This window comes from Bradyrhizobium sp. AZCC 2289, assembly GCF_036924615.1.
Lineage (GTDB): Bacteria > Pseudomonadota > Alphaproteobacteria > Rhizobiales > Xanthobacteraceae > Bradyrhizobium.
Genome location: NZ_JAZHRY010000001.1, coordinates 1202190 through 1222377, shown reverse-complemented (window position 1 = coordinate 1222377; position 20188 = coordinate 1202190). Strand labels below are relative to the sequence as shown.

Sequence of the window (20188 nt, the reverse complement as noted above, 5' to 3'; positions counted from 1 at the left end):
AGGACGTGACAATGTCGCTCAGTGAAAAGTCGTCCGAATCCAAACTTCAGATTTCGGCACCCGGCGAGAATAGGCTGCTGGTAACGATCGCCATCTGCTTTGTCATTCTGCACATCCTTGCGGCCACGATATCGACCTCCGCCCGCCAGAGCGACGCCGGGGCAGCGCCCGAGCCGCCCGGACTGTCGTCCGGGGACTAATCGCCAAGCCGTTATTCGAGGATCTTATCCACCCGGAGGGTTCGCTCATGGGCGACATTGCGTCGTTTTGCCTGCTCAGTATCGCCGTGTTTTGCGGCGCCTTCGTCTCGGGCCTCGCGGGCTTTGCCTTTTCGGCGGTGGCCGGCGCGATTCTCCTTCACGTTCTCCCACCACTGGAGGCGGTCCCGCTCATGATGGCCTGCAGCATCACCGTGCAGGCCACGAATCTTTGGGCGTTGAGAAAAAGTATCCGCTGGAAGCAGAGCTCGGTATTGGTCGTCGGCGGATTGCTTGGCGTTCCGATCGCCGTCTGGTTGCTGCAAGCTGCAGACGCGCGGATCTTCAGAGAGAGCTTTGGTCTCGCCATCGCCTGTTATGCAGTCTACACGTTGTTCCGGCCGGTGCTTTCTCGTCGCCTGCAGATGAATGTGGGACGCAATGCATTAATCGGCTTCGGCGGCGGCTTTGTCGGCGGGTTGACCGCAATGCCGGGTGCAATACCGACCATATGGTGTGACATCCACGGCGTGCCAAAAACTGAGCAGCGCGGGCTGGTTCAGCCTTTCATTGCTGCCATGCAGATTTTCGCGCTCGTGCTGATGCTGTTGCAGAATGATTTGTCTTCGAAGGTCTTGGTTGAGTTCGTCGCCAGTATTCCGGCACTGCTTGCCGGCGCGGCGCTAGGGATTTTCGCTTTCCGCTGTGTCAATGAAGCGTCGTTCCGGCGGAAAATCCTCACCATGTTGCTATTTTCTGGATTGCTGCTGGTCTTGTAGTTACGCCAGTCGCGCCTCTGGTTACAATGGCAGCCATTCGAGCACGTACGGGCTCGCTTTACGCCGGCTTCGGGTCAAACGGTGACCTCGTGCGTGCAAAGCGGACACTTGCGAGCGGCCGTTCATTGTGAGCACAAACACGCTGCTTGGGCGTTTTCTTGCGATAAAGCCCGTCGTAGCTACGATCGATTGGAAAAGACCATGGCCAGATCAGACGTTGATCGGTAGTTTGCGGACTGCTGAAATATGGCGAACAACGAGGTGAGGCGTTTCTGGTGCGGTAACCCGACGACCGTAGAAGTGAAGGCCGGATAAGTAGTTGTGCGGACTACGAAAGAACGACTCGGGTAAGTGCTTGATATCCCATGAGGTCGCATTTTAGGACCGACTCGATTTCCCCTTTAAGAACGACTCGATTCCGGGGTTTTCGCTTTAAGAACGACTCGATCTACCTAGGTCGCTGAAAACCTTGACGATTTAGGCGTCGTTTTTTACGTGCGCGCAGCCGGTTTGAACGGCCGGCTCGCAGGTTCTCCCCGATGCGGCCCCTCTGATCAGATGGTAGTCCTGCCCCAAGACGAAGCTGTTCAGCAGCACGCCGTTCAAGACTACGTTTGCTTGGTGGGTCGCGTCCCAGACGATGTGAACGGTCGTATTTGCCGTTGGCCTGCGAGAGGGTGAAGCGACGCGAAGGGCGCGGCCAACAGCCCCGCATAAGGCCATGCGGCAAGATGATGACCGGCGCCACTATGCGAGCAAGTCAGATCGTTTGGAGCGACTTGCGCGACTATCGAACGCTGAAACCGGGCGACAGTCATGCACGGCGCCCTTCTGGAAGCGGGCATGAACACCCATCGCGACGGCGGAAGTACCCGCGCGGTCAATAGCTGGGACGTCGGCTCTCCAGGCGTCGCCAGTTGGCGCGTGCCGCGGGAACCGGCACGCGCCAAACATCACCAAATGGGACTGACGGGTGCGGGGACTCTCAAAAGGCTGGCGAGGACACCGGAACCGCATGGGTAAGCAAATTTTTACGCGTGCAATACGGAAAACAAAAACATGGGCAGACCGCGGAAACCAACTCATCTCAAGCTGCTATCTGGCACCCTGCAGAAATGCAGGGTCAATGACGCTGAACCTGCCGGCGATGGCGCTTGGCCGGAGACGCCGTCGTGGCTGTCCCAGAAGGCCGCGGCTATTTTCCTCGAAACCTGCGGCAAGATGGCTGCCCTGGGCACACTCAGCACCCAATGGTCGGACGCTATTGCCGACTAAGCCTGTCGCGCTCCACCCCAGATGGAGTGCCTCGGGCTTCTTTCCGCAAACGTTCGGCCTCTTCCGAAAGGCGCTTGTCGAGGGGATCGATTTGTTCGAAACGACGCCGTTCCTGCATGGCGCGCTCCTTTCCATTAGAGGAAGGCGGGAGCGCAATCGGCGTTCTCAGTCACCGATAAAAGCCACGGGCCGTTCGGCGATAAGCGTTAACTCACGCCTCTAATGATTGTTCCCAAAAAGGAACTTCGTTCGCGGTCGGAGAACTACGGAAGCAATCCTGCCCTAGATGCCGCGGACCGTGTTTGAGATCCGCGGGCTTACGCAGTTTTTTAGCCGCCTCTTTCTCGGAAGGTGGGGCGCCGGGCTTGCCTCTCTGGCCAATCGCTCAGCCTTTAGACGCTCTCGGTTTTTGTGGAAGGCCGTTTGCGCTTTCGCGTAATCGGTCAAAGCTTCCTTCGCTTCAGCCTGTCTGAATACCTTGAGGGCTTCGCGTTCCGCGGATGTCGTCGCCCGTCCGTCTCGGTCATTGATCATCGTTGACCTCCCATTTGGGCTCAACAGTCAAACGCGGGGCGCCGGCTTTCGATCCTATCGGCCATAGGCGGCGAAACCGCGCACGTCGCAACGAAGCCGCCGCCTTGAGTATCGCGCAAAGCTACGGCCTCACAGCTACACGGCACGACACGAGCGAGATTTCTTGTGGACCCCGGTCCGCCGGCCGAGTCACGCGGGAAAATGCAGAACCAGCAAGACAGTCGAAACGGCGACTAAGGCGGTAAACGCCAAGACCTTGCCGTTCGTTCTGCTCGGCACTTTGCGCCAGTGCATGGCAGTCTCCTCGCTCAGATTTTCGGCGCAGCACCGGCCCGGTCAAATACTGGCGTTTTTTCGATATCGCTGGAGCCACTCCCGGAAGGCGTATCTTCGGCGGCGTGCCGCAACGACTCGGCGCTGGCGTCGAGTCCGTCGACGGTTTCGTTTGCCTGACTGCCGGAGTCGTGTGGGTGAGCAGGAACCTGCCCGGCGCCGGAATTACTAACGACATCCATTGCGCTCGACCGACGTGGCGTCCGATTTTTCTGTGTCATCGGAACCTCCCTGACGAGTCAATTTTTTCGCTCGCTGCAGGTTCCGCCCAGCAATCAAACCGGACCTGTGAATAAGGCGGATACGAGCCCCCCGATCGTTGCGACTCGATACGGGGGAGGGTGATTATGGCCCTCGTGGCGCCAACGCCGGAGTGAATCAATGACGACCGTGCGGAATCCGAGGCAAAGCGGCCACCGATTCCGACGGAAGGCGGCCAGCGATTCCGATCGAAAGCGGCCACCCAATCCGAACGAAGGCGGCCACCCTGTTGATAGGGTGAGACGGGGGGCGTTGTCGGCAATCTGAACGGGGCAAGGTCCTGCTTTTGCGGTTCACGCAATTGGAGGTCCGATGCCCGCCGAGAGATTGCCGATGCGGAAGATTCGAGAAGTTCTGCGCCTGAAGTATGCCTGTCGGGCGAGCGATCGGGTGATCTCCCGATCGGTCGGGATCGGTCGCACGGCGATCGCGGAGTATGTCCGCCGCGCGGCGGTGATCGGCATCAGCTGGCCGATACCGGGAGGAGCTCGACGACACGGCGCTGGAACGCAAGCTATTTGCGCCGGCCGGCTACAACCCGCCGCGATCGAAGCCGCTTCCGGATTGGGGGCATGTCCATGCCGAGTTGCGCCGCCGCGGCGTAACGCTGGCGCTGCTGTGGGAGGAATATCGCGGCCATCATCCCGATGGCTACGGCTACAGCCGGTTCTGCGACCTCTACGTCGAATGGCGCCACGGGATCACGGCGACCATGCGGCAGACCCACGCGGCCGGCGAGAAGCTGTTCGTAGACTTCGCCGGCGATACTGTGCCGGTGTTCGACGGGCTCACCGGGGAGGTGCGCGCCGCCAAGATCTTCGTCGCGGTCATGGGAGCGTCGAATTACACATTCGTCCAAGCTCGGTTCAGCGAGGCGCTGCCCGACTGGATCGGCGCCCATGTGGATGCGCTTAGCTTCCTGGGCGGGGTGCCGAAGGCGCTCGTCTGCGACAATCTGAAGGCCGGGGTCACGGCAGCGAGCCGCTACGATCCCGGGATCAACCGAACCTATGCCGAGATGGCCGGCCATTACGGCACCGCGATCCTGGCGGCGAGGCCGAGGCGGCCAAAGGACAAGACGATCGCTTCATACTGCACCTTGTTCTGATGATGGCGCGGTGATTGGGACGAGCCGCGCCGGTCGCGCACCTCGACCGCCACACCCCTTGAGGATGGTCTGCTGCACTGGTAATGCCCACAGGCCACGATTCAAATTATCACTGAAGCACTTCGTAATCAGCCCCTGTCGACCCCACTCGTGCACGGCCGTCTCCGAGATGCCGAACTTCGCAGCGACCTCGCGCGTCGTGAGCATGCCGCGGCGGCGCAACCGATCGTACCGGCTTGCCAGTTTGTAGGCGCCGCGAATGAACGCAACCTTCTTCAGGTTGAAGGGCTTGCCTTCCCAAGTGCGCCATCCGTCGCGGTTCAAAATGTCGGCAATCTCGCGGTCGCAATGCTGATCGAGTAACCGGTCGACGGTCGCGACAAGCTCGGGCTTGAACTTGCGCAGCTGAGCGATAGGCAGCGGCCGTTCGAGTTCCAATGTGCGCGTAGCCCCGCCGGACAGACGCACATGGGCGGTGATCTTCTGCGCTTTGATCAATGTCACGTCATCGATCAGCAGGCGCACGATGCGTTTGCGCTCACGGAAGTCGACGCGCGAGTCGTTCCAGAGTCGTGGCAGCTGCTCGGCAAGACCGAGAATGCGTTGGCGGGCCTCGGCGCTGAGTGTCGCAGCCTGCTGCCTGCTGCGGCGTTCGTATTCCTCGACAGCTTCGGTATGACGGCGCAGCTTGTCGTTCCATTCCGCCTCAAGCGTATCGGCGACGAGACGGTTGTCGGGGTCGACCTTCATGTAGCGTCGGCGGGCAAGCTCGGCATCGTAGCGCAATCGCTCGACATGCTGCCGACGCGCAGCATCCGTCTCGTGAGCACGCATCTCAAGCTCGCGCTGGACTTCCAGAGTGACGGCCAGCGTCATCGGCGTCATCATCTCGATCAGCAGCGCAACAACTGCCGCATCGACGATCTTGCCGGGCACCGTTTGACACGTTTTTCCGGCGCGGCGCACCGCGCTCTCCTGACAGATATAAGTCGGGACCGTACTGCCATGCTCGCGGCTGTAACGCACCCCCATGCGTTCGCCACACAAGCCACATAGCACGCGCCCCTGAAGCAACGCCGGTCCCTCGCGCGCCGGCCCCGACAGCCGTTCGCCACCGAATGCGCCGGCATTGTCGGTAAGGCGCCGCTGATTGGCTTCGAACCGTTCCCAGTCGATGTAGCCCTGGTGCATGCCCGGCATCACGAACTGCCAGTCCGCCCTGGCGACCTTGACGACGCTGACGCCCCCATCGGGCCGGTGGCGTGTGCGCGTGCGGCCATAGACAAAGGCACCGGCGTAGCGCGGATTGTGCAGCACCTGCAGGATGCGTGAGTGCTGCGGCGTCGCCCACAGGAGGTCGCCTTTGTTGGCACCCGTCCGCAGCCGGCGTGGGAACTGCAAGCCTTGCTCCCGGAAGAAGCGGACGGTTTGGACTGCGCTCCCCGTCCGCTCGAAAGTCTCAAAGACCATGCGAAGGGCGCTCTGAACCTGGACGTCGGGATCGAGACCGATGGTGCCGTCAGTCCGGTAGACCAACCCGACCGGCGGGCCCATCTCCAGCTCGCCGCGCCGGGCCTTGTTGAGCTGGCCGCCACGCATGCGCGCTTTGAGGATGTGCAGCTCAGCCTCGCTCATCGTGCCTTTGAGACCGAGCAGGAGGCGATCGTTGAAGCCGGCCGGATCATAGATGCCGTCTTCATCGAGAATGAGCGTCGCGGTCAACGCGCACAGTTCTATGAGGCGATGCCAATCCGCAGAGTTGCGCGCCAGCCGCGAGACCTCCAGGCCCATGACGATGCCGGCCTTGCCGAGCGCTACCTCGCTCACGAGCTGCTGAAAGCCGTCGCGTGCGGCGCTGCTGGAACCGGACTTGCCGAGATCGCGATCGATCACGCGAATGCGCTCGATCGGCCAGCCTGCCGCAATCGCACGAGCACGCAACGCTTATTGGCGCTGCGTGCTCTCGCCGTGTTCGGCGACTTGCCGCAATGTGGATTGGCGGACATACAGGTACGCATCGCGCTTGAGATGGTCGGCCGTGACCTTGAGCTCAGGCATGGATGGGCTCCATAGCGAGGGAGACGATGATTCCGGCGATTAGACGGGTGACGTCGCTCGCCGGTGGCGACAGATCGGGTTTGGCGAAGGGCGGAGGCTGGGGAGCGCGGCAAGCCGCCTCGGCATGCCCCAGTGCCCGCATCCATGCCGCCAAACCTTGGCGGCGAAGAATGCCGAGGCCGGGACTCGGGGTGGCTTCGGCTGACAGGACTGCGGCGCGCGCCTTCTCGTAAGTCGCGGCCGTGTCCGCTGGCGCGACAATCAGGCTCGATGGATTCGTTTTTTTTTGCGCGCCAGCGCCCGCTCCAGGCTGCGCCTGTGCACCTTGACGCCGAAGCGTGACTCGATTGCATCGAGACACTGCGAGGTCGTCATCTCTGGCTTTGCCGCTCTGAGATCGGTCACGAAGGCAATGACCTCGGAGGAGACCTTGTGGCCGGCTTTGGGACCGCGCCGGCCTGGCAGCAGACCGGCGAGCCCAACTGTCTTCAGTGCGCTCTGAGCTTTGTAGAACGTCGGCCGGGTAACGCCGAACGCCGCGGCAGCTTCGCTGATGGCAATGCCATCGACCTGATGGCGCCGCACCATCTCGTAGCGGACCTGGACCAGATCCTTGGTATCGAAGAATGGGTTGCTGGTGAACAGAACGTCGCGAACGGCTTCGGGGTTGGGATTGAGGACACCGTCCTGCGCCAGCGCCTCGCTCTTCGGGTCCCGTCGTTTTGGTTTCGCCATGGACGGCCTCAATGCTTCGTAAAGATAAATACGCCTCAATATGTTGGATGTCAATCACGACGTCGACACTAAATGCAGTTATTATGCCCAACAATGCGGTATAACGCTCTGCGCTTTGATCGCGTAGCGGCATTGTTCGTTTTACATATGAGGCGTAGTTGACTTTACGCATTGCCGGCCCCCAACCGCTGCGCAAGCCGGTCCAACGCCTCGCACAGCGCCAGCAAATCGGCGGTGCGGAAGGCCGCTCTACCCGCCGCCAACATTCGGAACTCATCCGCGCCGTCGATATCGGTGAACGCGCTTGCGATCGTACAAAGCCGCCCGTCGTCAGCCGCGTAGACCACCCGGTCTTCGCCCCAATGACGGCGCCGGCAGATCAGCTCAAAGGCGCGGCCGTTCAGCGGATGAAACGGGTGCGTGATCCGCACCTTGAGGCGAGTCGTGCCGACACGCCCTGCATTTGACGACTTTCGATAAGGCCAAGGTCGAGGCGGCGGTTCTCATCGTTCAGCGATGGATTTTGGCGCGGCTGCGCGATCGGCGCTTCTTCTCGCTCGCCGAGCTGAACGTCGCAATCCGCATCCTGGTCGAGGACCTCAACGCCCGCCTGATGCGCAAGCTCGGTGCCAGCCGCCGCGAGTTCTTCGACACCATCGATCGTCCGGCCCTGATGCCGCTGCCGACCGAGCCCTACCAGTACGCTGAATGGCGTCGCGCCCGCGTGGCGCCGGATTACCACGTCGAAGTTCAGGGGCACTTCTACTCGGTTCCATCCCGCATGATCCGCCAGGTCGTCGAGGTGCGGGCCACCGAGGCGACCATCGAGGTGTTCCATCGCGGCACCCGCATCGCCAGCCACGCACGCTCGGGCGTGAAGCGCCGGCACACCACGATCCCAGAGCACATGCCGAGCGCGCATCGCCGATACGCCTTCTGGACGCCGGCGCGTCTGCTGGCCGCCGCCGAGCAGATCGGTCCATCCACAGTCGCGCTGTGCGAAGCGATTATGCGGACAAAGCCGCATCCTGAACAGGGCTTCCGATCCTGTCTCGGCATCCTGCGGATGGAGAAGACCTATGGGGCGCGGCGGCTCGAGGCCGCATGCCGCCGTGGGATCAGCATCGGTGCAGCGAGCTATCGGTCGATCGCCTCGATCCTCAAGACCGGCCTCGACAAGGCCTTCCTTCCAGACACCACCCCCGACGCCGATCCCATCCAGCACGGCAACATCCGTGGCCGCGGCTACTACCACTGACCAGCAAGAAGGAGACCCTATGCTCAGCAACCACACCCACGAACGTCTCGCCGCTCTCGGGCTCGCCGGCATGGCCAAAGCCTTCGATGATCAGCAACGTCAACCCGACGTCACCGCGCTGACCTTCGAGCAGCGGCTCGGACTGATGATCGATCGCGAAGCAACCGAGCGAGAGAACAAAAGGCTCATCGTGCGCCTGAAGTTCGCCTCGCTACGGCAGACCGCAATCGTCGAAGATGTCGATCTGCGCGCGCCGCGCGGCATCGATCGCGCCTTCTTTGCCAGGCTCGTCGATGGCGATTGGATCGGCCGCAAGCAAAATTTGCTCATCACCGGGCCGACTGGCGTCGGCAAGAGCTGGATCGCCTGCGCGCTCGGCCACAAGGCATGCCGCGATAATCGATCCGTCTTATACCATCGCCTGCCAAGGCTGTTCGAAGCTCTTGCGCTCGCCCGCGGCGACGGACGCTATGCGCGACTCCTCAAGACGCTATCGAGGGTCGATTTGCTCATCCTCGATGACTGGGGCCTCGCTCCGCTTACCGGCGAGCAGCGGCGCGATCTCCTCGAAGTCGTCGACGATCGCCACCAGCGCGGATCGACCATCATCACCAGCCAGGTACCGATCGAAAATTGGCACGAGGTCATCGCCGACCCGACCATCGCCGACGCCGTCCTCGATCGGCTCGTCCACAACGCTCACCGCCTCGCACTCAAGGGAGATAGCATGCGAAAGATCACTGCGCTGCGCGCCAATCTTGACGCAACCAAGAAAACCTGACCCAACTCCTCATGCCGGCAACGACACCCCGGCCGCCTTCGTCGGAACAGGTGGCCGCCTTCGATCGGACTGCATGGTCGCGTTCAATCGGAATCCCTGGCCGCAATCCCCGGAATCCGCAACGACCGTGCAGGCCATTGCATTTGGAGCCATGCTAGCTTGGACTCCAGGGCTCATCGTTATGGCGTTCTTGCTGTGGGACGTTCCTGAACTCGAGGAGGATTAGCCCTTTTTTTGGGCGTGTAGCGCCCGCCCGTCCATCCGCTTGGCCCGTTTTGTGCTTTGCCAGATCATGGGCAAAGAGAGGGGCGAATAATGATTGCTGAGCACATCTTGGTCTGGGCTGCGCTATTGGGCGCGTTCACCTTCCTAGCCTTCCATTCAGCGGGGCACGGGCGCGGATAGTTTATTGACTCATTCAGGGGCGCCAGTGGCGCTTGTCGACGCCCAGAAGGCTAGAGCAAGCCTTGATAAGGCAGTCTGCTCATCCGCGAGGCGACGCTCAATGAAGTGGCGTTCGATATCCGAGAGCGGGGTCTGGAGCAAACGGCGATAGCGCTCGATGTTATTTTCGTGCGCGTGCTGACGAGCCAATTTCTCATCGATCATATCGTCATCCTGGGAGGGCCAGTGAACGACCCCGACGCGACCGGGACACCAGTCAAAGCCCGCAAGCCGTCCACCATCCGATGGGCGCTCAATAGAGCACCAACTACTGTACCGGGGAAAAGCGGCAACGGGGAGGTGTGATCCATGGGTACCCCGTTTGGCGATATTCGCGTTGACGGGGTCCCTAGCTAGTTACCTTGCTGAGTGTTCGAAGAGGCTAGGAGCCAGGCCCTAAACGGGAAACCTGCCCACGATTGCCGCGATCACTGACATCGCCAACAATGCCGCCGCAAACCATAGCCACTGCGAACGCGCGTCCGGCTCTAGCTCGTTCACGCGAGCCCCTGCGGAAGTTTGCGGGCGGTGCCTTCTAGCTTCACCGCCATTTCTTCCAGCTCCTGGAGCCCACTTAGCGTCATTTCCCCTTCGCCTTCAGCGCAGGGACCAATACATGGCCGTCTCTCAAGACCACTCTCAGCACTGAAGCAAATTCTGGATCGGCAAGGATGGCGTCGGCCACGCTGAATGAAGGGTCCGGATTCCACTTCGCGCCGTTGCCGACTTCAAACAGCGCGGCTTCGGTCATCGCGTAGCCTATTCGGCCGCTACCAACCTCAACGAACTTCCTGACCCTGTGCACGCTCTATGCCCCCGGTTTTACCTTCAGCCCGATCTCGACCAGCCGCGAACATTGACTAATATGTCAGCGGCAGCACTCGTTGCACAATCGCGCCGAGGCAAACCAGCACCACGAGCAACTTGAGCAGATTTGCGAGTCGGCCGTCGGTGGCGAACTTGTCGATGGCCCAAAAGCAGATTGCGCCGACGACGACGATAATTAAAACCCCTATCAAAACTGAGATCATGGCAACCTCGTTGTGCTGTCGATCTTCATTTCGCCTTCACCTTCGGCTGATCAACGCGAGCCTCGCGAAACTCTGTCGGCCCCTTGGTTAGCCGTCGTCGGCGCTGGGCATGTTCTTCCGGCGGTGCAGCGGGATCGATAATCTTTTCGATCGTCTTTGTGGCGAGCTCCTGAGCGCGCAACCTCCGGCCGGGCTTGCTGACGGCAGGTCTCGCTGGCGTCTCGACCTTGAGGCCCAACTCTACAAGCCGGCGGATGGCTTCGGAGCGGTTAAGCTCGCGATCTTCACCCCAAGCATCAACCTTTTCGGTCAGGCCAGCAGGAAGTCGCACAGCGCTTACAGGATCTACGCCCCCTTGCTTCTTGGGTCGTCCCCTCGATTTTTTGTTTACGGAAATTGACTTCTTCATATTTTCAGTTTACAGAAAAAACAAGCCGAGGGGAAGCTGTAACTTCCGCCCCGGCTCTAACCCGAGCAAGGAGCTCCTCTCAATGCCCAAGGCTGACAGCGTGTTTAGCACGCCACTCGAAACCTATGAACCATTTGCTACCCCAGACACTTTTTGCGAGGCTCTGGTGCGCATTGAGCGCATCGGCTCTGTCCGGCGGCTCGTTTTCGCTGTGGCCGACAACAACTGCCCCGGAAGGCCCGCAAGGGCAGTTGTAGCCAAGGCTGGTAGTGCCGGCGGAGTTGATGGCCGAGCTCGCCCAGATGATCGCGGCCGATCGCCCCGAGCCGGGTACGGCGTTCGCCCGTCTTCCCATCGACGCCGTAGCGCATTGAGGGGGCAGGACCATGAAAGCACATACCCAAGCCACTGCGGAGGCACGGGACGCGCCGCTTTACCTGCGGACCGATATTTCCCCGGAAGAACTGTTTAAAGCGATAGGGCGCCTCCGCAAGGAAGCCCGGGACGAAATCGACCGGCTGATTCGGTTCCTAGACGACACCGACAACCACATGGAGCTCGAGCCGGACGACGAGGGCGACGATTCGGAGATGGAGGACGACGACCCGGCAGAGGACGACGAATTGCGCGAGCCCTCCCTAGGCAGCCTCGGGGATCACCACCCGAATCAAGAGCGATGGGCCGCTGGCAGCCGCCGCGACCTTGAGCAGGATGACGCCGAATCCGGCATCGCCGACTATGACGGCCTCCTCGAACAGGTCGGGACGCAAGACTGGCAGCAAGGGGCGATGGCATGAAAATAAGTTCAGACCACCACCACCGCCTGCACGCAATTCAGATCGCCAGTGCGCTCCCCAATGATCCCGAGGACGCTCTGATAGTCCTGCGGCTGGCAACGCAGCTCGTGACGGACTTCCTCGCCGTCGACGAGCCGGCGAAAAGGCCGGCTCCGGTTATCGCGCTGATCGGTGGCGGCGAGCGCGCCTGATCAGGCGCTGCCGCGCACTGAAAGGGCCCGCCGGTTCACGCCGGCGGGTTTTTTTCGGCGGTATCGCAACCAAATAGGTTTGCGAAGGTTCATGATTCGGGGGTGACGATTTATAGGAGGCGCATCCATGTGCGATTACAGCTTACATGCGGTTGCGACACGTCCCGCTGAGGTCGCGGAAACGTTGGTTTCGACTAACTTTTCTACAGGGACTCACGGCTTTGCGAGCCCGGACGATCCGAAAGTCGCGGTCTGCCTTCGTCCCGGGACCGAGATCGCATTCGAGAATGAGGTTCAAACTGGCGGCATGATGTTTCGCAAGAGCGTCGGCGATCGATTGGCGCGGTTTCGCCAAATTAACCTCAACGAGCGATACCAACATCACGACGCGCTGGAATTCTCAAACGGTGCAATCGTTCTAGTCACCGACCTCACTGTCGGGCAAAGGGCTACGGTACTACAATTGCCTGCAAGCCCAATCGAGGAAAAGCCTCAGGCGTCCCAACCTGCAGCCCGGTATGAGACCGCCAACGTCTGATGGACAAAAAAGGCCCCGGAGCGATCCGGGGCCTTGGGCCTTACAAGTGGGTGCATCCGGACGAGGAGAGGTGAGGCCTCGCGAGTAGATTCAATCACGATACGCCTATGGCCGTGCTAAATTGGCAAGGCCGACGGCATTTCGCCTTCGGCAAGAGGCTTAGGGAGGCATCATCATGACGATCAGAATGTTTTTCACGATCCTCGCCGTTCTCTCCTTCCTCTTCGGCGTCGGCTTTGTGCTGGCCCCGGATCAGGTCCTGGCCAACTACGGTATTGAAGACTCGCCCGCTTTGGCGCTGCTGGGGCGATTATTCGGCGGGGCGTTGCTGACATTGGGCGTGATCCTCTGGCTCGCCAGGGACTTCCGTGACGAAGCCGCCGTGCGCACGGTGCTGATCGGCGGCCTCGTAGGGGACGTCGTAAATCTCGTTGTGGCAACTATGGGCACCTTGGCCGGCACGACGAACGCGTTGGGGTGGTCCACTGTGCTGATCTATCTCTTCGCGGCCGTGGGAAGCGGATACTTCCTGATGGCGCAATCGCGGCGGCCAGCGCGCCTGTAAGCTGGAGGTGAGGGGCGACGGTTCCCGCCGGCGGGTTTTATTCTTATGCTTGGCCAGTTACGTCGACTATCCAAGTTTCATCATTCGAATTATCGATTATCTTCAGCGAATTCGAGCGCGCGAAACTCGCCATGTAACAGTGGTGCACACTCAGAATACCTTCCTGAAACCCCTGATTCCCCTCTAAGTGTCTGTCCGAAAACATGTTGAATCATCGGAATCATTTGTGATTCAAGGGAGGCGGTCCGAATCTGAAGGAGCGCCGATGTGGACGAAAGAGAACCGCGGTCGTTACGACCGCAGCCGGCTACGCTATCCGAGCGATTTGACGGATGAGGAATGGGCGTTGGTGGAGCCGCTGATTGCACCAGCCAAGCGAGGCGGCAACAAGCGCACGGTCGATGTGCGCGAGGTGGTCAATGGCCTGATGTATGTGCTGAGCACCGGTTGCCAATGGCGAGCGATCCCGAAGGACCTGCCGCCGCGCAGCACGGTGCACGACTATTTTGACTTGTGGGCTTGGGACGGCACGCTCGATCGCATCCATCACGCGCTCTATGTACAATGTCGTGAGTTGGCCAACCGAGAACCCAGCCCGAGCGCCGCCATCATCGACAGTCAAAGCGTCAAGAGCGCGGAAAAAGGGGGGCGTGGATTGACCCGCATGGCTACGATGCGGGAAAGAAGATCAAGGGCAAGAAGCGCCACATCCTAGTCGATACCCAAGGCTTGCTGCTCCACGCCCTCGTGCATTCGGCGGACATCCAGGATCGTGACGGCGGGGCGCTGGTGATGGCCACACTGTTTGGCCTGCATCCATTCCTGCTGAAGCTCTATGCCGACGGCGGCTACCAGGGGCCGATCTTTCAGTCCGCCGTTCGCAAAATCCTCCGGCAAATCGACGTGGAGATCGTCAAGCGCTCCGATATCGCAAAGGGCTTTGCGGTCTTGCCCAAGCGATGGATCGTCGAACGCACCATCGCCTGGCTCAACCGCTGCCGCCGCTTGGCCAAGGATTGGGAGTGCCTCAACCGAAAGGCCTTGGCGTTCTTGCGCCTTGCCTCAATCCGCCTCATGCTCAGAAAGCTCTGTCAAAAAACAGCATGATCCCGGACAGACTCTAATCTAAGGCTTCGACACGAAGCCCAATCTCGGCGCACTTATCGATGAGAAAGTGGTGGGAGTGCTCGGTGGTTCCGGCGTAGTCCATCAGTTTCGAAACAACCGTCTCGGCTGCGGAGTGTGGATCGGCTTCGGACGCAAGCATATTTTGCTCAAGCCATTCCTTGACCATTGTTCGTGCGCCTTCCACAGACCTTTCGCAGTCAGAAATGAAGGCCGGTGGATATTTCGAAAAAACTTGCTGCCACAGAATTTGCTTCATCGGATTTTCTTTAATTTCATCCATGGCACGGTCGACCTCGGCCAAAATTCCCATCGCTGCAAAACCTCGGATCTGTGGATCTGTCGGTCCAAGACACGAATGCTTGCCGAGAACTATTGTCCTTGCTGCACAAGCAATCATGGTCCCCGCCGACATCGCCATGTGAGGCACGACAACGCGAAGATCTTTGCCGAACATTTTGTATAGGTATTCAACGATGCCGCGCGTTGCCTCAATACCTCCTGTCCCTGTCGCAAACCTTATCTGGCTGGCAGTTGATAGAGAATCGGGCGATGCTGTTGTGCCATGAGGGATCTTTGCAGGCTTATTGGTTGGATGGTCGTCGATTTGATGCGCTCGCGGGCAGCGCTTGAGGCAGAGATTTGGACGTTGCGGCAGCAAATAAACGTTCTGCGGCGGACTGCTCCAAAGAAACTCTCCTTCAGCGCCATCGACCGATTGGTATTCGTTGGTCTGTATCGATTGTTTCCTAACGTTCGCGATGCGTTGGCGATTGTGAAGCCGGGAACCATTGTCCGTTGGCACCGCGCCGGATTCAGATCGTACTGGCGCTGGAAGTCGCGACCTCGTGGCGGTCGACCAACGGTGCCGCTCGAAATACGCCGGCTGATCCGAGAGATGAGCATTGCAAATCCACTGTGGGGAGCGCCGCGGGTCCATGGAGAGCTTCTCAAGCTCGGCATCAATATCGGACAGACGAGCGTGGCCAAGTATATGGTCAGGCGAAGACACCCGCCGTCCCAAGGCTGGAAGACCTTTATCCGCAATCATGCCGACGGCATCGCGGCGATGGATCTGTTTGTCGTGCCAACAATCTCGTTTCGTTTGCTCTACGGTTTATTGATCATGGGGCATGGTCGGCGGCAGATTCTATGGTTTGGCGTCACATCGCATCCAACCGCGGAATGGATCGCAAATCAGATCACGGAAGCATGCGGCTGGGAACAAGCTCCCCGCTATCTGATCCGCGACCGGGATGGGGCCTATGGCGAGGTCTTCATCCAAAGAATGCGATCAATCGGCATTCGCGATCGCCCGACGTCGCCGCGCTCCCCAGAACGGTTGATCGGGTCGATCCGACGGGAATGCCTTGACCACGTTGTTGTGTTCGGCGAGCGGCATCTTCGTCACCTACTGCTCTGTTACATGAAATATTACAATGGGTCTCGCACGCATCTATCCCTGGAGAAAGATGCACCGGTCTCACGCGCCGTCGATCGCGCCGGGCACATTCTTTGTCGCTCAATCTTAGGCGGACTCCACCACCGATACTCCCGGATTTAATTTACGACAGGCACAGGCACTCGTCGCGTATTTTCCCCTTGCGTCCGGCCGCCTCACGCAGCCGTCGGACAGCATGGGCACGAAAGCGTTGCTGACGTGTCTCGCCGATATTGCCCGCGCGCACGACGCCAGCATCAGTCAGGTCGCCCTGAACTGGCTGTTGGCGCGCGACAGTCACGTGATTCCCATCCCCGGCGCAACCAAGCCTGATCACGCCAGGGCCAATCTCGGTGCACTCGGTTGGCGCTTGAGTGAGACCGAGTTCGACGCGATCGACCGAGCCTCAGCAAAGAGTGGAACGTGATCCGGCGCCTATCAAACCCTCATCTCCACCTCTGACCTCGACACGATCGGCATCTATCCTTGTCCTGGCGGCCGCGCGCCCGCTGCGCAGCGGAGCCTGACCCCACCGCTGGCGCCGTTCACCTATGCGGCGCGAACGTAGCCGTAACGCAGGTTCGAGGGTTGTTTCGCAGCTTGCGTGTACTCGTTCTTGAGCGCCGCGAGGCGGTCCTCGGAAAAGGCGGGCATCCTGGTGTTATCGGCCGCCTTCAGCTTGATCTTGTAAAACCTGGTGGCGTTGCCCGCGAAGATCAGCTGCTTGGTTGCGCTATTGGCGTCGCCGAGCGGCGCAAAGCCGTATTTCTTCTGCATGTCCTCCGGGATTTCGAGCCGGCGCAGCGCCTCGATCTGCCACTGCGGTGAGCCGTACCAGACCGAGTCAGTCCCCCACATCACGTGGTCGACCCCCATGCCCTTGATCAGCGTGCCGACCAGCGCGGCGCAGAACTTCGGAAGCGCCACCGCCGAGTTGGCAAAGGAGGTGCCGAGCTCGGCATAGACATTGGTGACACCGAACTTCTGCGGGATTTCCGCGAGATCCGACGCCCACTGGATGCGGCCGGTCTGCTCGAACTCCGCCCACGCCTTGTCCGGTAGCTCGAGGAACGGCCGTAGCGCCGAGTGATAGACAATGAAGTTCATCTGTTGCCAATCCTTCGCGGCCTTTCCAATGTCCCACGCCGTTGCGTATTCCCACACGCCGGCGAACGACTTCTCGTAATCGGGCGGCAGCAACCCCTTGTGGATACACAGCGTGTTGATGCCGGCCTTCACCGCTTTCTCGTAGAACGGATACATCAGCTGCTCGTCGTCGAGCCGCCATGGGAACTTCGAGGGCGCCAGCGGATCGCCGATCGTGTAGGACTTCCAAGAATCCGGCTTGTAGACCTCGATCGCCTTGTCCACCTCCTCCATCCAGCCGGGTTGCTTGGGGGTGATGACAGAGTGTGCCAGCAGGCGCCGGGAGCCAGCGAAGTCGTTGATCAGCTCGCGAGCCTTGACGATCTGCTCGTTGGACAGGAGCCACCAGCTCGGGTCGTCGAACGGCGCGCCGCTCAGGAGCGCCATGTTGGTGTCGCTGTCGTAGTAGACCTCCTTCACATAGTTCTGGAACTTGTAGCGGGCGAGCGAAGAGACGCCTGCCTCCTTCATCTTTGGGTTCCAGTGTTCGCCCGCGAACTTGCCCAGATCCAGGAGCTCCGCGTGGTTGAAGTCGTCGCGGACGAAATGGGTCTGGACGTCGAAGATGAACTGGTCGGCGAGGCTCTGCGCACGCGCCAGCATCAACTCGGGCTCATGGGCCTCGGCGGGCGCGACTTGGAAAACGTTGCCGTAGATGTCGTTCATGGCGAGGAACGCCGCCGCCATGCCGCAGCTCGTGTGCAGGAACTGCCTGCGGCTCAAGCCGAGGTGCTTGCTGTTCACGTCGGCGAGCTCGTTGATCCGTGCCTCGACCTTCTTTTGCGTAGCGCTTTGCGGCGGCGGGAGATACTCTCCATTGGAGACAATCTGAGTCGGAATCGGCGTCGCCGCCGATGCCGCTTCCGCGCCAGCGACGAGACGTTGTTCTCGCTCACTAAGCCAAGTGCTCATGTTCTCCTCCCATTTGTTGGCCATCGACAGTGCTGGGCGGTGCGCGCATGACGCCGCGCGCTTGGCCACTCCCGATAAGTTGGGTGGACCGATTAGGCGTACCTCCCTATTGAGCTACGTATGAAGAGGCCATCACCTCGCCTCACGCCCCGGCGATCTCTTCATCGCTTCATCCTGTAAGAGCGCAGGAACACTCGTAAAGCTGCTTACGGTGGTGACGTATCTCCCGCTGAATTCAACGCTCAAACTCTCATTGGTGCAAGCGACGTAGTCCGACAGACACACTGTCCCAACCCCTTACCTCTACGACGCGCTGACGTGGTTGGCGAACAAAGGCGTGATGTCGCCTTTTGGCCCACACCGACCAAGCCGGAGGCGGGCCTAAGTGTCGGCTGTTAGGGGTGGACCGGAAATGGCTGGCCTGCGGCTAGACCGACGCGAATGACCCACCACAGAAACTATCGGCCAGCGGATTGAGACGTCATCGTTGGCTGGTTTTCACTCAACAGCGCGTTGTTCATTGGGAATGCGCACCATTGTATCGATTGGGCCATAGGACAAGGCAAACCGCCGCATTGGCTGCGAGCGCACAAACTGAGTGCAGTCAGCGCCGTGGCCTGGCGGCGATCTCGGCGATGACGGCATCCTTCGCCTTTCATTGATATTCTCGCTGATCGCAGGTTCAGTATACTATAGCTGCCTGGGTTTGATGCTGATCAAGTTTAGCAGCGTTGCGGTCGCGATCATCGCCGCGATGCCAACGAGACTCACCGCTATCTGCATCGCAAGCCCCTCCGAGATGTCGAACAGTGCCATGTGGCTGGCGAACCCCAGCAGAACGCCGAGGCAAAAGATTGGCAGCGAGTTCTGGCCACAGCAGATCGCGCCGCGCATCACCGGCGTCGTCAGTCCTCGCCAGTTGCGAGGCACGAACCATGCTGCCAAAACCGCTATGGCCAAAAAATGCAGCAATCGCAATGGATCGAGATTCGATTTATCCAATGGGTGCAGCTTCGCCAGCGGGATCAGTGCTTCCAGCGGTTTGATGCGCCAGCTCAATGCGATGATCAGGCTGAAGAGCAGATACAGGACGGCAAGTCCAAGCACCGTGCGTGACGTGACCCACGGCCGGACTCTCTTGTCCTCGAGCATCCACCACGCGCCAAGCACAACCAGCAGCTGCCAGGCCAGCGGATTGAAGGCCCAGTGGCCGTTCGGCCACGCCGGGACGGTCCAGCCGAAGACATGCACCAGCGCATAAAGCGCCTGCGACGCGCCAAGCGTCACGTTAGGCAGTCGCAGCAGCAGCCACAGCAACGGCGCGAACAAGAGATGAAGAAGCACGAAGATCGGCAACACGTCGGTATTGACCGGACGGTATTGCAGGATCGCCGCGTGCGCGAGCGACGCGCCCGGATGGTCCAATAGAATGCGCGTATTGCTCTCGTCAGCGAGACGGCCTCCGCCTGCGAGGTGAACCAAGATGGCGCAGGCGAGCGTGAGCAGCAGAGATGCGACATAAATGTCCCAGCTTCGCCGCAGCGTCCGGCGGATCACTGCGGTCCAGCCCTCGCAGCGCCATGCCTTGCCGTAGGCCAGCGCGCAGGTTACGCCCGAGACGAACATGAATATTTCCGCGGCATCGGCGAAGCCGTAGTTCCGCAGCGTCAGCCAACTTCCGATGTTGTTGGGGACATGGTCAAGAAATATCCACCACAGCGCGATGCCTCGGCAGGCATCTATTCGCAGGTCGCGGGCGTGGCCTTTCAGCTCCGGAAGCTCGCCGACCATTAGCTTTGGGGTGGCGATTCGATCGTGCATCTGGGTTACCCCAAGCTGGCAAAATGGACCTGCCGCTGGAGCTCCTGGTGTGAACTGGTTCACCTTCAAAGACTTATTTTTGCGCTGTCATTTGAGACCAATCTGCGCGCCAGCGTTGAGCTTTGCCGGCTTCGCACGTGATCAGTTGAGCCACGCGATTACGGCCGTTCGTCTTCGGCGCTTGACGAGGTCTTCCCTAAGTCGGCTGTTAGAGAAGAGGCGGACCTGGTTCGCGTGGTCAGGCAGTTCCGAATGTGACCCGAATGTATGGTCCGACCGTGCGTTGCAAGCGGTTTCGCCGAGCTGGCGGCGGCGGTCTTGCATCAATGTATCCGGCCTCTGATTGGAGCATGGTGGTGCTCCGGGCCATCATGGATATCAGCGCGCGTGCGTTCTAATTAGCGGACAGGCCTCGATTGGGCCATTTGGGTCACCAGTGTTCGCACGCG

Annotated in this window: 21 protein-coding genes and 3 pseudogenes; 13 read left to right on the top strand and 11 right to left on the bottom strand. The window is 60.3% G+C overall.

Annotation, left to right across the window (positions count from 1 at the left end):
* Positions 1–11: 11 nt before the first annotated feature.
* The 3 genes from V1289_RS06160 (at position 12) to V1289_RS06150 (ending at position 2251) form a co-directional block, all read left to right on the top strand.
* Complete coding sequence (locus V1289_RS06160; protein ID WP_334396107.1) at positions 12–200, top strand: hypothetical protein; 189 nt, start codon at positions 12–14, stop codon at positions 198–200.
* A gap of 47 nt (positions 201–247) precedes the next feature.
* Entirely contained in the window at positions 248–976 is a 729-nt protein-coding gene (locus V1289_RS06155; RefSeq protein ID WP_334396106.1) for a sulfite exporter TauE/SafE family protein, read from the top strand.
* A 1059-nt stretch (positions 977–2035) separates the two neighbouring features.
* Positions 2036–2251, top strand: coding sequence for a hypothetical protein (locus V1289_RS06150; protein WP_334396105.1), 216 nt, complete (start codon positions 2036–2038; stop codon positions 2249–2251).
* 842 nt (positions 2252–3093) lie between these two features.
* On the opposite strand, the gene V1289_RS06145 is transcribed toward V1289_RS06150, so the two are convergent.
* Positions 3094–3339, bottom strand: a complete 246-nt coding sequence (locus V1289_RS06145; protein WP_334396104.1) for a hypothetical protein — start codon at positions 3337–3339, stop codon at positions 3094–3096.
* 542 nt (positions 3340–3881) lie between these two features.
* Between V1289_RS06145 and istA the strand changes: the two genes are divergently transcribed.
* Positions 3882–4487 carry an IS21 family transposase gene (istA, locus tag V1289_RS06140; protein ID WP_334407296.1) on the top strand — a complete coding sequence of 202 codons (606 nt, stop codon included), beginning with the start codon at positions 3882–3884 and terminating at the stop codon, positions 4485–4487.
* On the opposite strand, the gene V1289_RS06135 is transcribed toward istA, so the two are convergent.
* The 3 genes from V1289_RS06135 to V1289_RS06125 all read right to left on the bottom strand — a co-directional run bounded on the left by V1289_RS06135 (position 4467) and on the right by V1289_RS06125 (position 7711).
* Positions 4467–6380 carry a recombinase family protein gene (locus V1289_RS06135; RefSeq protein ID WP_442895957.1) on the bottom strand — a complete coding sequence of 638 codons (1914 nt, stop codon included), beginning with the start codon at positions 6378–6380 and terminating at the stop codon, positions 4467–4469. The two genes, istA and V1289_RS06135, sit on opposite strands and share 21 nt — an antisense overlap.
* Positions 6381–6806: 426 nt before the next feature.
* Positions 6807–7280: a helix-turn-helix domain-containing protein gene (locus tag V1289_RS06130; RefSeq protein WP_334396102.1), complete on the bottom strand. Its 474-nt coding sequence runs from the start codon at positions 7278–7280 to the stop codon at positions 6807–6809.
* A 164-nt stretch (positions 7281–7444) separates the two neighbouring features.
* A complete protein-coding gene (locus V1289_RS06125) occupies positions 7445–7711 on the bottom strand; it encodes a DUF5372 family protein (protein WP_334396101.1) in 267 nt (88 codons plus the stop codon).
* A 44-nt stretch (positions 7712–7755) separates the two neighbouring features.
* On the opposite strand from V1289_RS06125, the pseudogene V1289_RS06120 reads away from it, so the two are divergent.
* Positions 7756–8538 (top strand): annotated as a pseudogene (locus V1289_RS06120) (Mu transposase domain-containing protein); the annotation flags it as partial.
* Positions 8539–8557: 19 nt separating this feature from the next.
* Complete coding sequence (gene istB, locus V1289_RS06115; RefSeq protein WP_334396099.1) at positions 8558–9319, top strand: IS21-like element helper ATPase IstB; 762 nt, start codon at positions 8558–8560, stop codon at positions 9317–9319.
* A 414-nt stretch (positions 9320–9733) separates the two neighbouring features.
* Here istB and V1289_RS06110 read toward each other — a convergent pair whose 3' ends face one another.
* The 4 genes from V1289_RS06110 to V1289_RS06095 form a co-directional block, all read right to left on the bottom strand.
* Positions 9734–9928: a hypothetical protein gene (locus V1289_RS06110; protein WP_334396098.1), complete on the bottom strand. Its 195-nt coding sequence runs from the start codon at positions 9926–9928 to the stop codon at positions 9734–9736.
* 415 nt (positions 9929–10343) lie between these two features.
* Positions 10344–10514 (bottom strand): hypothetical protein, encoded by a 171-nt coding sequence (locus V1289_RS06105; RefSeq protein ID WP_334396097.1) that lies wholly within the window; start codon positions 10512–10514, stop codon positions 10344–10346.
* A 109-nt stretch (positions 10515–10623) separates the two neighbouring features.
* A complete protein-coding gene (locus V1289_RS06100) occupies positions 10624–10794 on the bottom strand; it encodes a hypothetical protein (protein WP_154070762.1) in 171 nt (56 codons plus the stop codon).
* A 25-nt stretch (positions 10795–10819) separates the two neighbouring features.
* Complete coding sequence (locus tag V1289_RS06095; protein WP_334396095.1) at positions 10820–11203, bottom strand: hypothetical protein; 384 nt, start codon at positions 11201–11203, stop codon at positions 10820–10822.
* A gap of 386 nt (positions 11204–11589) precedes the next feature.
* On the opposite strand from V1289_RS06095, the gene V1289_RS06090 reads away from it, so the two are divergent.
* The 5 genes and pseudogenes from V1289_RS06090 to V1289_RS06070 all read left to right on the top strand — a co-directional run bounded on the left by V1289_RS06090 (position 11590) and on the right by V1289_RS06070 (position 14401).
* The gene (locus tag V1289_RS06090; RefSeq protein WP_334396094.1) at positions 11590–12000 is read left to right on the top strand and encodes a hypothetical protein; all 411 of its coding nucleotides are present in this window, start codon (positions 11590–11592) and stop codon (positions 11998–12000) included.
* A complete protein-coding gene (locus tag V1289_RS06085) occupies positions 11997–12191 on the top strand; it encodes a hypothetical protein (RefSeq protein ID WP_334396093.1) in 195 nt (64 codons plus the stop codon). Before V1289_RS06090 ends, V1289_RS06085 begins: the two co-directional genes overlap by 4 nt.
* 127 nt (positions 12192–12318) lie before the next feature.
* Positions 12319–12729 carry a hypothetical protein gene (locus tag V1289_RS06080; protein WP_334396092.1) on the top strand — a complete coding sequence of 137 codons (411 nt, stop codon included), beginning with the start codon at positions 12319–12321 and terminating at the stop codon, positions 12727–12729.
* Between the two features lie 175 nt (positions 12730–12904).
* Entirely contained in the window at positions 12905–13294 is a 390-nt protein-coding gene (locus V1289_RS06075) for a hypothetical protein (RefSeq protein ID WP_334396091.1), read from the top strand.
* A 265-nt stretch (positions 13295–13559) separates the two neighbouring features.
* Positions 13560–14401 (top strand): annotated as a pseudogene (locus V1289_RS06070) (IS5 family transposase).
* A gap of 13 nt (positions 14402–14414) precedes the next feature.
* Here the strand turns inward: V1289_RS06070 and V1289_RS06065 are convergent.
* Positions 14415–15080 carry an SDH family Clp fold serine proteinase gene (locus tag V1289_RS06065; protein WP_334407294.1) on the bottom strand — a complete coding sequence of 222 codons (666 nt, stop codon included), beginning with the start codon at positions 15078–15080 and terminating at the stop codon, positions 14415–14417.
* Between V1289_RS06065 and V1289_RS06060 the strand changes: the two genes are divergently transcribed.
* Positions 15015–15983, top strand: coding sequence for a hypothetical protein (locus tag V1289_RS06060; protein WP_334407989.1), 969 nt, complete (start codon positions 15015–15017; stop codon positions 15981–15983). The two genes, V1289_RS06065 and V1289_RS06060, sit on opposite strands and share 66 nt — an antisense overlap.
* A 28-nt stretch (positions 15984–16011) precedes the next feature.
* Positions 16012–16287 (top strand): annotated as a pseudogene (locus tag V1289_RS06055) (aldo/keto reductase); the annotation flags it as partial.
* A gap of 122 nt (positions 16288–16409) precedes the next feature.
* On the opposite strand, the gene V1289_RS06050 reads toward V1289_RS06055, so the two are convergent.
* Both V1289_RS06050 and V1289_RS06045 read right to left on the bottom strand, forming a co-directional pair.
* A complete protein-coding gene (locus V1289_RS06050) occupies positions 16410–17918 on the bottom strand; it encodes an amidohydrolase family protein (RefSeq protein ID WP_334396089.1) in 1509 nt (502 codons plus the stop codon).
* A 690-nt stretch (positions 17919–18608) separates the two neighbouring features.
* Positions 18609–19739 (bottom strand): OpgC domain-containing protein, encoded by a 1131-nt coding sequence (locus V1289_RS06045; RefSeq protein WP_334396088.1) that lies wholly within the window; start codon positions 19737–19739, stop codon positions 18609–18611.
* Positions 19740–20188: the final 449 nt, after the last annotated feature.